Origin of the sequence: Streptomyces sp. NPDC041068, from assembly GCF_040647455.1 — a bacterium.
In the GTDB taxonomy this organism is placed as follows: domain Bacteria; phylum Actinomycetota; class Actinomycetes; order Streptomycetales; family Streptomycetaceae; genus Streptomyces.
Window position 1 is genome coordinate 315,656 of sequence record NZ_JBEZCG010000004.1, and the last position, 14,780, is coordinate 330,435.

Annotated in this window: 5 protein-coding genes; all 5 read left to right on the forward strand. The window is 75.0% G+C overall.

What is annotated here, in order from left to right:
- The first annotated feature begins 97 nt into the window (after positions 1-97).
- The 5 genes from AB0B50_RS11380 to AB0B50_RS11400 are packed head-to-tail and all read left to right on the forward strand — an operon-like array spanning position 98 to position 14,777.
- Entirely contained in the window at positions 98-1,438 is a 1,341-nt protein-coding gene (locus AB0B50_RS11380; RefSeq protein ID WP_362328766.1) for an MFS transporter, read from the forward strand.
- A complete protein-coding gene (locus AB0B50_RS11385; protein ID WP_362328768.1) occupies positions 1,431-5,165 on the forward strand; it encodes an amino acid adenylation domain-containing protein in 3,735 nt (1,244 codons plus the stop codon). The genes AB0B50_RS11380 and AB0B50_RS11385 overlap by 8 nt, the downstream gene beginning before the upstream one ends.
- A complete protein-coding gene (locus AB0B50_RS11390) occupies positions 5,150-6,217 on the forward strand; it encodes a MupA/Atu3671 family FMN-dependent luciferase-like monooxygenase (protein WP_362328770.1) in 1,068 nt (355 codons plus the stop codon). The genes AB0B50_RS11385 and AB0B50_RS11390 overlap by 16 nt, the downstream gene beginning before the upstream one ends.
- A complete protein-coding gene (locus AB0B50_RS11395) occupies positions 6,214-10,875 on the forward strand; it encodes an amino acid adenylation domain-containing protein (protein WP_362328772.1) in 4,662 nt (1,553 codons plus the stop codon). Before AB0B50_RS11390 ends, AB0B50_RS11395 begins: the two co-directional genes overlap by 4 nt.
- The gene (locus AB0B50_RS11400; protein WP_362328774.1) at positions 10,872-14,777 is read left to right on the forward strand and encodes an amino acid adenylation domain-containing protein; all 3,906 of its coding nucleotides are present in this window, start codon (positions 10,872-10,874) and stop codon (positions 14,775-14,777) included. The genes AB0B50_RS11395 and AB0B50_RS11400 overlap by 4 nt, the downstream gene beginning before the upstream one ends.
- Positions 14,778-14,780 lie beyond the last annotated feature (3 nt).

A 14,780-nucleotide genomic window follows, 5' to 3' on the forward strand; every position in this document is an offset into this window, starting at 1 on the left:
CCGCGAAAGCAGAGAAGAAAAGAAGGAATCACGGGGCGGGGTCGGATCGGGGAACGCCGAAAGGGGGCGTCCCGGGCGCTTTGAGGGCGCCGGCCCCTTGCTGCTCGTCTGGTCGGGACAGGCCGTCTCACTGGTCGGAAGCGCCGTTCTCAGATTCGCTTTCATAATCGAGGTCTGGTCCACCGGTGAGCAGGCGACCGCCGTCACCGCGCTGTCCCTCTGCGCCCTGCTTCCGCAGGCCCTGTTCAGTCCCTTCGCGGGCGCGATAATCGACCGCATCCGCAAACGGTCCGCGCTGCAGATCGCGGACGTGGGCGGAATCCTCACCGTCGGCCTGCTCGCCCTCGTGCACTTCTTCGGCGGCGGCCTCGAACCGTGGCAGGTCTACCCGGCGACCGTCCTGCTCGGCATCTGCGCCGCCTTCCAGCTGCCCGCGCTCACCGCCGCCGTGCCCCTCCTGGTGCGCAAGGACCAACTGGGCCGCGCCAACGGCCTGTTGGCGGGTGCCCGCAGCGCCGCGGGGATCTGCGGCCCGGCGCTCGGCGGCATCATGGTCGCCCTGTCCGGCATCGGCGCCGTCCTCGTCATCGACCTGGTGAGCTACGCCTTCGCGCTCATCGGCATCCGCGTCGTACGGATGAAGGGCGACAAGGTCCCCGAGGGCGGGGGTGCGCCGCGTACGAAGATCGTCGCGGAGGCCGTCGAGGGCATGCGCTATCTCTTCCGGTACGCCAGCCTGCGCGACATGACCGTGAACTTCTGCACGGTCAACCTCGTCATGGTGTTCGGCTTCGCCGTCATCCAGCCCATGGTCCTGATCAAGTCGGGCAACGGCGCGCTCGCCGCCGTGAACAGCGCGATCGGCGTCGGCGGAGTCGTCGGCGGTCTGCTGATGGCCGCCTGGGGCGGGCCGCGGAACCGCGGCCGGGGCATGATGCTCGGCATCGTCGGCATGTGCCTGTCCGCCCAGATCGGCATGGCCCTGGTCGGCGGGGTCGTCGGCTGGTGCGCGGCCATGCTGGCCGGCTCGCTGCTCATGACCGTCGTCAACGCCTCGATGCAGGGCATCGTGCAGACCAAGGTGCCCCAGGAGTGGCAGGGCCGGGTCTTCGGCGCGGTGATGTTCCTCTCGCAGATCTCCGTGCCGCTCGCCACGGCCGTCTCGGGTCCGCTCGCCGACGGAGTCTTCGAGCCGCAGGCCGCCGACGGGACCGGGGCCTTCGCGCTCCTCGGCCCGGTCTTCGGCGACGGACCGGGCAGCGGCATGGCCGGAATGCTCTTCCTCGCCGGTGTCGCGGGTCTCGCGGTCGCGCTCTGGGGCCTGGCGAGCCGCTCCATCAGGCAGATCGACGTACTCCTCCCGGACATCGACGCCGAGGGCGCCGACGGCGGGTCCGAGCGCAAGGGCGGTGAGAAGGATGACGCGGTGCGTGCGTGAGCTGTGCGTGCATGAGCTGTTCGAGGAGCAGGCGGCACGGACGCCCGACGCGACGGCCCTCGTGTACGAGGACCAACGGCTGACCTATGCCGAACTCGACGCCCGCGCCGACCGGTTGGCGGGCCTGCTCGCCGCGCGCGGAGTGACGCGCGGCGACATCGTCGGGGTGTACCTGGAGCGCTCCGCCGAGATGGCCGTGGCGCTGCTCGGCACGCTCAAGGCGGGCGCCGGGTACGCGATGCTCGACCCCGGCTTCCCGGCCGGACGGCTGCGCGGGATGGCGGCGGACGCGGGGATCGACGCGGTGCTGTCCCGCAAGGACGCCGGGCCGGAGCCGCTGGGCTCCGACGCGGTCGCCTCGCTGTACGTCGAAGACGCCGTCCACGCGCGGCCGCCTGCGCGCGGGGCGGTGCGGGCGGAGCCCGGCGACGTCGCGTGCGTGATGTTCACGTCCGGGTCGACCGGGCGCCCCAAGGGCATCCTCGCCCCGCACCGCGCCGTCGCCGCCACGCTGACCGGCCAGGACTTCGCCTCCTTCGGGCCCGGCGCGGTGTGGCTGCAGTGCGCTCCCGTGTCCTGGGACGCGTTCGCGATGGAGCTGTGGGGGCCGCTGGTGAACGGCGGCACGTGCGTGCTGCATCCGGGGCGGCGACCCGACCCCGTGGTGATCGCGCGGCTCGTCGCCGCGCACGGCGTCACGTCCATGTACCTGTCCGGCTCCCTCTTCAACGTGATCGTCGACGAGTACCCGCGGGCCATCGAGGGCCTGCGTGAACTGATCGTCGGCGGCGAGGCGTTGTCGCCCCCGCACGTGGCGCGCGCACTGCAGCGGCTCCCCGAGCTGCGGCTCGGCAACGGCTACGGGCCCGTCGAGTGCATGGTCTTCCTCACCGTCCACCGGATCACGCCGGACGACGTGCGCGAGGGGCGTCCCGTCCCGATCGGCCGTCCGCTGGCGGGCAAGCGGCTGTACGTACTCGACGAGCGGCTCGCCCACGTCGCCGACGGCGGGACGGGTGAGCTGTACGCCGCCGGGGCGGGCGTGGCGAGCGGCTACTGCGCGGCGTCGCTCACGGCGGAACGGTTCGTCGCCGATCCGTACGGCGCGCCGGGCTCCCGCATGTACCGCACCGGCGACCTGGCGCTGCGGCGGCCCGACGGCACCTTCGAGTACCGGGGCCGCGCGGACGACCAGGTGAAGATCCGCGGCTTCCGGGTGGAGCCGGGCGAGGTCGAGAACGTCCTGGCCCGCCACCCCGGAGTCGACCGCGCCGCGGTCCTGGTCACCCCTGAGGGCCCGGACGGCGAGCGGCAGCTCGTCGCGTACGTCGTACCGGGCGGGGGCGGCGAACAGCCGCCGTCGGAGGGAGAGTTGCGATCCCACGCCGAAAGCCTCCTCCCCGACTTCCTGGTCCCGACGGCCTTCGTGCCGTTGGACGCGCTGCCCCTGACGGCGAACGGAAAGCTGGACAGGCGGGCGCTGCCCGCGAGTGGGGCTACGGGCCGCGCGGCCGGTGCCGCCGAGGGCGACGCCCCGGAGAGCGAGACCGTGCGCGCGCTCTGCGCACTGTTCGCCGGAGTGCTCGGTGTCGCCCGTGTCGGTGCTCACGACGACTTCTTCGCGTTCGGCGGGCACTCCCTGCTGGCCGCGCGGCTGCTCGGGCGCGTGCACGCGAGGCTCGGCGCCGAGATCGATCTGCGGACGTTCTTCGAGGCCGCCACGCCGGCCCGGCTCGCGCCGCACGTCGACAGCGCGCCCAAGTCCCCTGCGGGCGCGGCGGATTCCGCGCCCCGCGGCACCTCCGCGCCGCTCCCCGTCTCGCCCGCCCAGCACCGGCTGTGGTTCCTCGACCGGCTCGGCTCCGGCGCCGCGTACAACCTGCCCGTGCTGGTGCGGCTGCGCGGCGCGGTCGACCCGGACGCGCTCGCCGACGCCCTCGGGGACGTCGTCGCCCGGCACGAGGTGCTCCGTACCGTCTTCGACGAGGTCGACGGCGCCCCGGTGCGGCGCGTGCTGCACGGGATCGACGCGCGGCCCCCGTTCCGCCACCTCACTCTCACCGAGGGCGAGGCGGCCGCCGCGATCGACGAAGCCGCTCGGCACGGGTTCGATCTGCGGCGCGAACTTCCCGTACGCGGCGCGCTGTTCAGCGTGCGGGAGCGGCCCGGAGAGCATGCCCTGCTCGTCCTGGTCCACCACATCGCCGGGGACGGCTGGTCGCTCGCGCCACTCTTCCGCGATCTGTCGCGCGCGTACGCCGCCAGAGTCGCGGCGGGTGACGTCGCCGACGACATCGCCGATGGTGCGGGTGACACGGCGGGGGACATGGCGGACGGCCCCGTGCTGCCGCCCCTGGACATCTCCTACGCCGAGCACGCCCGCCGTCAGGCCGAACGGCTCGGCTCACCCGCCGACCCCGCGTCGCTCATGTCCCGCCAAGTCGCCCACTGGCGCGACGCGTTGGCGGGCCTCGACGCCGCGGGGCCCCTGCTGCCCAGGCGCCGGGAGCGGCCCGCCGTGCCGGGGCAGGGTGCCGCCACCCTCGTACGCCGCCTCGACGCCACGTCGCACGCCCGTGTCGTCGACGCCGCCCGCGCCCAGGGCGCCACCCTCTTCATGGCCCTGCACGCCGCGCTGGCCGCGACCCTCGTGCGGGCGGGCGCGGGCGAGGACCTCGCGATCGGCGCGCCGGTCGCCGGGCGCGCGGCCGACGGCGGAGTCGAGGACGTCGTCGGGTTCTTCGTGAACATGCTCGTGCTGCGCACCGACGTCTCCGGCGACCCGAGCGCACGGCAGCTCCTGGCCCGGGTCCGCGACACCGACCTCGGTGCCTTCGCCCACCAGGACGTGCCGTTCGAGCATGTCGTGGGCGAGCTGGCCCCGGCGCGGGCGCGCGGCAGGCAGCCCTTCACCGACGTCGTCCTCGCCCTGCAGAACAACGCCCGAGCCGAGGTCGAACTCCCCGGCGCGGACAGGGGAGTCGAGGTCGTGCGCACCGGCTCGGCCCGCTTCGAACTGCTCGTCGACGTCACCGACGCGACGGGCCCCGGTGGCGAGCCGGAGGGCCTCACGCTCACCTTCGAGTACCGCGCCGACTCCCTGGAGGAGAGCTTCGTGGCGTGGCTCGCGGACGCGCTGCCCGAGGCCTTGGAGACGGCGGCCGCGGCCCCGGAGACCCCGCTGGCGCGGCTCGTCGGCACCGAGCCGCCGCGCCGCGCCGACGAGGGTGACAGGATCGCGCTCCCGGCCCCGGCCGTCCCGGCCTCCCCGGCGACCCGGCAGGGCCCGGCCTCCCCGCTGGAGCGCGAGGTCGCCGCCGTCTGGCGTGACGTGCTCGGCGGGTCCGGGAGCGGCCCCGAGGTCGGCCGTGACGACGACTTCTTCGCCCTCGGCGGCAACTCGCTGCGCGCGGTGCGGGTCGCCGCCCGCCTCACCACCGACGCGCGGCCCGTGACGGCGGCGCAGCTCTTCGAGACGCCCACCGTCGCCGCCCTCGCCGCCGCGATGGAGCGGACACCCGCCCCGGCGGGGCCCGCACCGTCCCCCATCAAGCGGCGGCCACGCGTGCCCCGCCAGCAGAACCAGCAGAACCGGCTCGGCGCGATCCAGGGCGGCGCGATCCAGGGCGGCACGAATCAGGGGAGCACGGAACCAAGCGGCACGGAACCAAGCGGCACGGAACAGATCAGCACGAACCAGAAGGAGAGGCCGTGGACCTCAGCGTGATGTTCTTCGGCGCGGACGGCAGCACCGCCGCGCCAGGAACGGGTGCCCGGCACTCGGACACGTACGACGACATCCTGACCGTCGCCCGCACCGCCGACCGCCTCGGCTTCCACGCCGTGTGGACGCCCGAGCGTCACTTCCAGCAGGTGGGCCAGGTCTTCCCCAGCCCGCCCGTGCTCAGCGCCGCGCTCGCCGTCGCCACCGAGCGCATCGGCATCCGCGCGGGCAGCGTCGTGCTGCCCCTGCACCATCCGCTGAAGGTCGCGGAGGACTGGGCGGTCGTCGACAACCTCTCGCACGGCCGTGTCGGCCTCTCCGTCGCCACCGGCTGGCACTCCGCCGACTTCACGCTGGCCCCCGGCAACTACGAGGACCGCAGGGAACGGACCCTGAAGACCGTCCCCGAGCTGCGCAGACTGTGGGCGGGCGAGGCGGTGGAGTACCCCGACGGCACCGGACAGCCCGTCGCCGTCGTACCCCAACCGCGCCCCGTGCAGAGCGAGTTGCCGCTCTGGGTCACCACCTCCGGCAACCCGGAGACCTGGGAGGCCGCAGGAAACCTGCGCGCCGGAGTGCTCGGCGCGACCGTCGGACAGAGCAGGGACGAACTCGCCGAGAAGATCGCCCGCTACCGCGCGGCCTGCGCCGCCGCCCCCGAGCAGGGCGGCACCGACGCACGCGGCCGCGTGACCCTCATGGCGCACACCTACGTGGGCGAGGACGACGCGCAGGTGCGCCGACTGGCCGCCGCGCCCCTGAAGACGTATCTCGCCTCGTACCTGCGGCAGACCGCGGCCAACCGCGCGGCACAGGGCCGCGAGGGCGAGCCGCTGAGCGACGAACAGACCGCCATGCTCACCGAGTTCGCCTTCCAGCGCTATCTGAACTGGGGCAGCCTGCTCGGCTCGCCGGGCACCTGCGCCAAGATGCTCGCCGACCTGCGCGACCTGGGCTGCGACGAGGTGGCCTGCTTCATCGACTTCGGCATCGGCCGGGACGAGGTCCTCGCGGGGCTGCACCGCCTCGCCGAACTGAGAGAGGCCGCGCAGTGAGCCCGAACACCCCTTCCACGGCCGACCGGTTCAGCGCGCTCAGCGGTGAGCAGCGGATCCGGCTGATGCGCCGCCTCGTCGAGGCGGGCCGCGCCCACGAGATCCCCGCGGTCGTGCCGCCCCGGGACGCCGAGGGCCCCGTCCCGCTCAGCCCCGCCCAGCGGGACCTGTGGGTGTACGAGTCGCTGTATCCCGGCACCCCGGACCTGAACCTCTGCTGCGCCTACCACTTCGACGGGCAGGACGGGCCCGTCGACCCGGCCCACCTGGAGGCCGCGCTCACCCTCGTCCAGCGCCACCACGACATCCTGCGCACCCGCATCTCCGGCACGGCGGACGACCCGCGCGTCGACTTCCCCGACGAGGGCCCCTTCGTCCTGGAGCGCGAGGACCTGCGCGGCACCGGCACGACCATCGAGGAGGCCTTCCGCGCCTTCCGCCGCCGCCCGTTCGACCTGGCCGGCGCGAGCGGCGAGGGCAGCGAGCAGCTGATCCGAGGCCGCTTCGTACGCGTCGACGACACCCGTACGACGCTGATGCTGAGCGTCCACCACATCATCACCGACTGGTGGTCCTTCGACGTCCTGCAGGCCGAGTTCGCCGAGGCGTACCGCGCCGTGCGCGAAGGCACCGAACCGAAGCTGACACGCCCCGCGATCCAGTACGCCGACTTCGCCTCCTGGCAGGCCGAGCTGGAGCAGGCCGGGGTCTTCGGGCAGCGCCTGGACTTCTGGCGCCGCTACCTGGCAGAGCCGCCGGGCCCGCTGACGGTCCCCGGCCACGGCAGCCCGGACGCCGGCGAGGACGGCATCGTCCAGATCCGCTTCCGCGTGGACGCGCCCACCTCACGAGCCGTCCGCGCGCTGGCCCGCGAGCGCGGCGCCTCCGTGTACGTCGTCCTCATGACGGCCTTCGCGATCCTCGCGCACCGCGTGTCCGGCGCCGACGACCTGGTGCTCGGCACGCCCGTCGCCAACCGCTCGGCCAAGGGCCTCGACCAGGTCATCGGGTACGTGATGAACGCCGTGCCGACCCGCTGGCGCATCACGGAGGAGGACTCCTTCGCGGACGTCCTGGCCCGCTTCGGCACCGACTTCCCCGCGCTGATGGCGGGCGCCGACGTGCCGGTGGGCCGCATCGTCTCGGCCGCGGCGCCGGAGCGCAGCGCGGGCCGCTCCCCGCTGTTCCAGTGGGTGTTCATGCATCTGACGGAGCAGCCGAGCGTCTCCGCCGTGCGGGAGTTCGCCGAGCCCGAGCGCATCCACACCGGCGGCGAGCACGACCTCGTCGGCGTCGTGCGGGACAGCGGCGACGGCATGGACGGCAGCTTCGAGATCCGCACCGAGCTGTTCACCCCCGAGGCCGTGAACCGCTGGGCGGACAGCTATCTCGCGCTGCTCGAACAGGTCACCGCAGAGCCGACCGCGCTCCTGCGGGACCTCGACGTGCTGCCCGCCGACGAGCGCCGCCGTGTCCTCGCCCTGGCGGCGGGGCCCGCGGCGCCGGAGCCCGAGACGCTGCCGGACACGGTGGCCCGGCACGCCGCCCGCACCCCCGACGCGCTCGCCGTCGAGGGGGACGGCACCTCATTGACGTACGCCCAACTGGCCGACCGCGTCGACCGGTTGGCGGGTCTGCTCGCGCGGCACGGCGCGGGGCCCGAGCGGACCGTCGCGCTCGCCCTCGGCCGTGGCGCCGAGCTGCCGGTGGCCGCGCTCGCCGTGCAGCGGGCGGGCGCCGCCTATCTGCCGGTCGACCCCGACTACCCGGCGGAGCGCATCCGCCGCACCCTCGACGACGCCGCTCCGGTGCTGCTCGTCACCGACGCGCCCACCGCCGAAGCGGGCGTGCTGCCTCGGACGGACCTGCCGGTGCTCGTCCTGGACGAGCACGTGTACGACGGCGTGCCCCTGCCCGCCACCGCCCTGGAGCCCGCACGGCCCGCCTACGTCATCCACACCTCCGGATCCACCGGCACCCCCAAGGGCGTCGTGGTCACCCACGCCGGAGTCGCCGCGCTCACCCGCAGCCTCGTGGACCGCTTCGCGCTGGACGCGAACTCCCGTGTGCTGCAGCTCGGTTCACCGGCGTTCGACATCTCCGTCGCCGAGATGTGCATGGCCTTCGGGCCCGGCGGCACCCTCGTCGTGCCGCCGCCGGGGCCGCTCGCGGGCGACGCGCTCGGCACCGTCATCGCCGAGCGGCGCATCACCTGCGCGATGGTGCCGCCCTCGGTCCTCGCGTCGGTGCCCGATGCGCCGTACCCGCACCTGCGGGCCCTCGCGGTCGGCGCGGAGGCCTGCCCGCCCGCCCTGGTCGCCCGCTGGGCCGTCGGCGGCCGCCGCTTCCACAACGCGTACGGGCCCACCGAGGCCACCGTCGCCGCCACCCTCTCGGGCCCGCTGACCGGCGACGGCACGGCCCCGCCCATCGGCACCCCGGTCGCGGGCACCACCGTCCACGTCCTGGACGCCCGGCTGCGCCCGGTGCCCACCGGGGTCGCGGGCGAGCTGTACCTCTCGTCGGCGGGCCTGGCCCGCGGCTACCTCGGCCGCCCCGCCGCGACCGCCGAACGCTTCGTCGCCGACCCGTACGGCGCGCCCGGCTCCCGCATGTACCGCACGGGCGACCTGGCGTACCGCGACGACGACGGCACCCTCCACTACCTGGGCCGCACCGACGAACAGGTCAAGCTGCGCGGCCTGCGCATCGAACCCGGCGAGATCGCCGCCGCCCTGGCCGACCACCCGGCGGTGGCTCAGGCGGCCGCCGTCGTCCGTGACGACACCACCGGCAGGCCGCAGCTCATCGGCTACACGGTGCCCGCCCCCGGCCACGCCGTCGACCCGAACGCCCTCCTCGCGTACGCCGCCACCCGGCTGCCCGCGCACATGGTCCCCGCGGACCTCGTGGAGCTGCCCGAACTGCCCCTGACCCGCAGCGGAAAGCTCGACCGCGCCGCCCTGCCCGCGCCCCGCGCCGCCACCGCGACGCGGGCGCCCGCCTCCGCCCGCGAGAAGGAGCTGTGCGACCTCTTCGCACGGGTCCTCGGCGTCGAGGAGGCCGGTGCCGACGACGACTTCTTCCGGCTCGGCGGCGACAGCATCATGGCCATCCAGCTGGCGGGCCAGGCTTCGGCGGCCGGGATCGTCCTCGCCCCGCGCGACCTGTTCACCCTCCGCACGCCCGCCCAACTTGCCCTGCACGCACGGTCGTCGGCCGCCGACGAGAACGGCGCGGACGTTCCCGACGCGGGCCGCTTCCCGCTCACCCCCGTGATGCGGTGGTGGCTCGAACAGGGCGGCGACCCTTGGGCGTTCACCCAGTCGATGGCGTTCCCCGTGCCGCCCGGCACGGACGAGCGGCGCATGGCGGCCGCCGTGCGCGGACTCGCCGAACGGCACGGGGCGCTGCGGATGCGGCTGCTGCGGGAGGAGCTGGAGGCCGAGGTCACCGAGGGGGTCCCGGCGGGGGCCGACCTGGTGCGCGTGGCCGTCGAGGGGGAGAGCGACGCCCAAGCCCGCGCCCGGCAGCTGGCGGCCTCCACGCGCCTGGCCCCGGAGGACGGCGAGATGATGCGCGCCGTCTGGCTCGACGCCGGCCCTGGACGGCGGGGCCTGCTGCTCCTGACCCTGCACCACCTGGCCGTCGACGGCGTCTCATGGCGGGTGATCGGGCCCGAGCTCGCGGCCGCCGTCGCCGGGGACGCCGAAGCGGCACCGCGCCCGGCGACCTCCTTCCGCCGGTGGGCCGCCCTGCTCGCCGACGAGGCCGGGAGGCCCGAGCTCGTCGATGCCGAACTCCCCTGGTGGCAGGGTCAGTTCAAGGAGGCGGACGACGCCGGGATCGCCGCCGGCCGGGGCGCCGGTGCCCGCCGCGCGACCGTCACCGTCGACCTGCCCGCCGACCTCACCAAGGCCGCGCTCACCGCGCTGCCCGCGGCCTTCAACTGCGGCCCCGACGCGGTCCTGCTCAGCGCGCTGACCGTCGCGGCCGTACGCCAGAGGGGCTCCGGCACCGGCCTCCTCGTCCACCTGGAGGGCCACGGCAGGGAGGTGCTGTCCCGCCCCGCGGACGTGTCCCGCACCGTCGGCTGGTTCACCACGCAGTACCCCGTGCTGCTCGACATCGGGCAGCCGGACCACGGCGGGCCGGGCGAGGCGCTCAAGGCCGTCAAGGAGCAGCTGCGCGCGGTGCCGAACGGCGGCATCGGCTGGGGCCTCCTGCGCCACCTCAACCCGCACACGGCCCAGGAGCTGGCCGAACTGCCCGTGCCGGACGTGCGGTTCAACTACCTGGGCCGGCTCGCCTCCGACGACGCCGCGGGCGGCGAACTGCTCGACGCGGGACCCGGCGCGGTGCCGCTCGGCCACGCCGTCGAGGTCGACGCCCTCGCCAAGGAGGGCGCGGACGGACTGATCCTGGAGGCGACCTTCTCGTACGCCGAAGAGGTCGTCGCCAAGGACGAGGTGCGCGAACTCGCCCGGCTCTGGCGCGAGGCGCTCGCCGCCCTCGCGGACGAGACGGAGAAGGGCGGCCCGGTCGGCGCGACCCCGTCCGACTTCCCGCTGGTGGACCTGTCGGCCGACCAACTGGCCATGCTGGAGGGCGACATGGACTTCCTCGACGCCGACCCCGGGGCGGAGGGGGGCCGGTGAGCGCGCGCATCGCAGACGTCCTGCCGCTCGCCCCCGGCCAGGAAGGCATGCTCTTCCACGCCGTGCGCGACACCGAGGGGCCCGATCCCTATCTGGTCCAGACCCGCCTCCGCGTCGGCCCCGCGATCACCGCGGACGCGGTGCGCGGCGCGCTCGCCGCCCTCATGGAGCGCCACCCCAACCTGCGCGCCTGCTTCCGGTACGAGCGGCTCGACCGTCCCGTGCAGGTGATCCCGAACGCGGTGAACGTGCCGTGGACCGAGGTCGACCTGACGGGGCGCGAGCTTGGCCAAGTGGACGCCGGGATCGAGGAGTTCCTCGCCGAGGACCGCGGGCGCCGCTTCGACCCGGTGCGCCCGCCGCTGGTCCGCGCCGCGCTCGTGCGGCACGACACCGGGCAGGAACTCGTCCTGTCCTTCCACCACATCCTGATCGACGGCTGGTCGGTGCCGATCCTGGAGCGCGACCTGGCGGCGCTGGTGACCGGCGCGCCCCTGCCGCCCGCCGTGCCCTACCGGCAGTACGCGCTGTGGCTGAGCCGCCAGGATCAGGGCCTGGCCCGGGAGGCCTGGCGCGAAGCTCTCGCGGGCCTTGAGCGCCCGGCGCCGCTCGTGCCCGGCCACGCGGTGGGCGGTTCGGGCGGTCCGGGGGGTGCGGGCGGTCCGGGCATCGTGGACGCCGCGGATGTCGCAGGGGAGCCCGACGCGCTCCGGCTCCACCTCACCGCCGAGCTGACCGCCGCCCTGGTGCGCCGCGCCGCCGAGGCCGGTGTCACCCTCAACACCTTGACCCAGGCCGCGTGGGCCCTGGTGCTCTCCCGGATGACCGGCGCGCGCGACGTGGTCTACGGCGGGGTCGTGTCGGGCCGCCCGCACGACCTGCCCGGGGTCGGCGAGATGGTCGGCATGTTCATCAATACGCTGCCCGTGCGTATCCGGCTGCGCGACGAGGAGACAGTCGCGGAGCTCCTCGCCCGCATCCAGGACGAGCAGTCCCGCCTCGGCGCGCACCACCACGCGCGCCTCGCCGAGGTGCAGCGGGTCGCGGGTGCCGGGTCGGGCGAACTCTTCGACTCCCTCCTCGCGTTCGAGAACTTCCCGCGCGGCGCCGAGGCGGGCCAGGAGGGGCCGGACACGGTGCGCGTCCTCGACGTACAGGACGCCACCCACTATCCCGTGACGCTCGCCGTCGTCGCGGGCGAGCGGATGCTCCTCTCCGTGAGCTGTCGCCACGGCATCTCCGCCGACGCGGTCGCCGCGCGCATGGTGCGGGCCTTCGAGCAGCTGACGGGCGACTTCAAGGCGCCGGTCGGCGGGATCGACGTGCTCCCCGAGGCGGAGCACCGGGCCCTGCTCGCCCGGTCCGCCGGCGCGGCTCATGGTCGCGCGGCCGAACCGGCCACCGTGACGGGCCGGTTCGCCGCGCAGGCGGCCCGCACGCCGGACGCCCCCGCCGTCGAGGCCGACGGCGAGACCCTCACGTACGCCCGTCTCGACGCGGAGTCGGACCGTGTGGCCCGCCGCCTCGCCGGGGCCGGGGTCGTCCCGGGCGCCACGGTGGGCCTGCTGCTCCGCCGCTCGGCATCGCTGGTCGTCGCCCAGCTCGCGGTGCTCAAGGCGGGGGCGTGCTGGCTGCCGCTGGACGCGTCGCAGCCGCCGGAGCGACTGGCCCGTCTGATCGGCGGGGCGTCGGCGGAGCTGGTCCTGACGGACGGCGAATCCCTCGTGCAACTGCCAATGGGTACGCGCGAGTTGGGCGTACGTGATGATTCGCCGGAGTCACCCTTCGGTGACCCCGCGCACCCCGACTCTGCCGCCTGCGTGATGTACACCTCCGGGTCCAGCGGCGAGCCGAAGGGTGTCGTCGTCCCGCAGCGTGCCCTCGTCGAACTCGCCGCCGACCACCGCTTCGAGGGCGCGGCGCACCGTCGCGTCCTGCTGCACAGCCCGCACACCTTCGACGCCGCCACCTACGAGGTGTGGGCCCCGCTCCTGACCGGCGGCACGGTGGTGGTCTGCCCCGACGAGCGCGTCACGCCCGCCCTGCTGGCGCGGGTCCTGCCGGAGCGGCGCGTCACCGCGCTGTGGCTCACCGCCGAACTGTTCCGCACGGTCGCGGAGTTGGCGCCCGAGGCGCTGCGCGGCCTCGACGAGGTGTGGACCGGCGGCGACGTCGTGGACCCCGAGTCCGTGCGCCGCGTACGGGAACACTGCGCGGGCACGACCGTCGTGAACGGCTACGGGCCCACCGAGACCACGGTGTTCGCCACGGCCCACCGCGTCACGGAGCCCCTCGTCACGGAGCCCCGCGTCACAGAGCCCTTTGCCGCGGGGCCGGTGCCGATCGGTACGCCCCTCGACGGCACCCGTGTTCACGTCCTCGACGCCCGGCTGCGACCCGTCCCCGACGGCGGCGTGGGGGAGGTGTACGTCGCCGGGGCGGGACTCGCCCACGGCTATCTGGGCCGTCCCGGCGCCACGGCGGAGCGCTTCGTCGCCGATCCGTACGGCGGCCCCGGCGCCCGGATGTACCGCACGGGCGACCTGGCCCGCAGGAGGCCCGACGGCGCCCTGGAGTTCGCGGGCCGCGCCGACGGCCAGCTGAAGATCCGCGGCTTCCGCATCGAACCGGCCGAGATCGAGGCGGCGTTGGCGACCTGCCCCGGGGTGACCCGAGCGGTGGTCGCCGCGAGGCCCGCGCCGGACGGGGGCAAGCGACTGGTGGCGTGGGTGGTGCCGGGGGAGGGGGACGAGTCGGCGACGGACCCGCTGGCCCCCGTCCGCGAAGCCGCCGCCCGCGTTCTGCCCGCGCATCTCCTCCCCACCGCCTGGGCCCGTATCGACGCCGTGCCGCTCACCCCGCACGGCAAGGCCGACCTGGCCGCGCTGCCCGAACCCGCCGCAGGGGCCGGGGCGGTGGCTTCGCGGGCGCCGCGCACCGTGCGGGAGAAGGAACTGTGCGCGCTGTTCGGCGAGGTGCTCGGCCTCGCGGAGGTCGGGCCCGACACGGACTTCTTCGCCGCCGGCGGGCACTCGCTGAGCGCGCTGCGCCTCGTCGGGGCGATCGAGAAGGCCTGGGGCGAGCGCGTCCCCGTGGCCACGGTCTTCGCGGCGCCCACCCCCGCCGCCCTCGTCGCCCGCATCGACGCGCCGAGGACGGACGCCACCGAAGGCCTCGCCCCGCTGATCACCCTCCGCGCGGAGGGCGACGCCACGCCGCTGTTCTGCGTACACCCCGGGCTCGGCATCGGCTGGGCCTTCACCGCGCTGCTGCCCCACCTCGCCCCAGGACGCCCGGTCCACGCCCTGCAGACCCCGGCCCTGACCGAGGACGATCCTCAACTCCACGGCAGCGTCGCCGAGATGGCGAAGGAGTACGTCGAGCGCATCCGCGCCGTCCGGCCGCGCGGCCCCTACCTCCTGCTCGGCAGGTCCTTCGGAGGCCTCGTCGCCCACGAGATGGCGGTACGGCTGCGCGCGGCAGGCGAGGAGGTCGCGCTGCTCGCGGTGGTGGACGCCATGCCCAAGCCGCCCGAGACCGCCCGCACCCCGCTGGCCCCCGCCGTCGTCGACGACGTGGCCCGGCAGATCCTCCGCGAGGAGGGCGGCGTCCTCGACGGCATCGACGAGCGCCGCATCGCCACCCTGACCCGGGCCGTCGCCAGTCACGTGGTCCTCGGCCGGAGGTGGATGCCGTCCCGTCCCTACGACGGCACCGTGACCCTCTTCGCCGCCACCCGCGACCCCGAGGCCATCCCCACCGAGACCAAGGCGGAGGCCTGGCGGCGCGCCGCCGAGGCCGTCGACGCACACGAACTGCCCTGTGCGCACGTCGAGGTGCTCGACCCGGAACCCGCGGCCCGGATCGGCGCGGTTCTCGAACAGATCCTCCAGGGAGAGTGAACC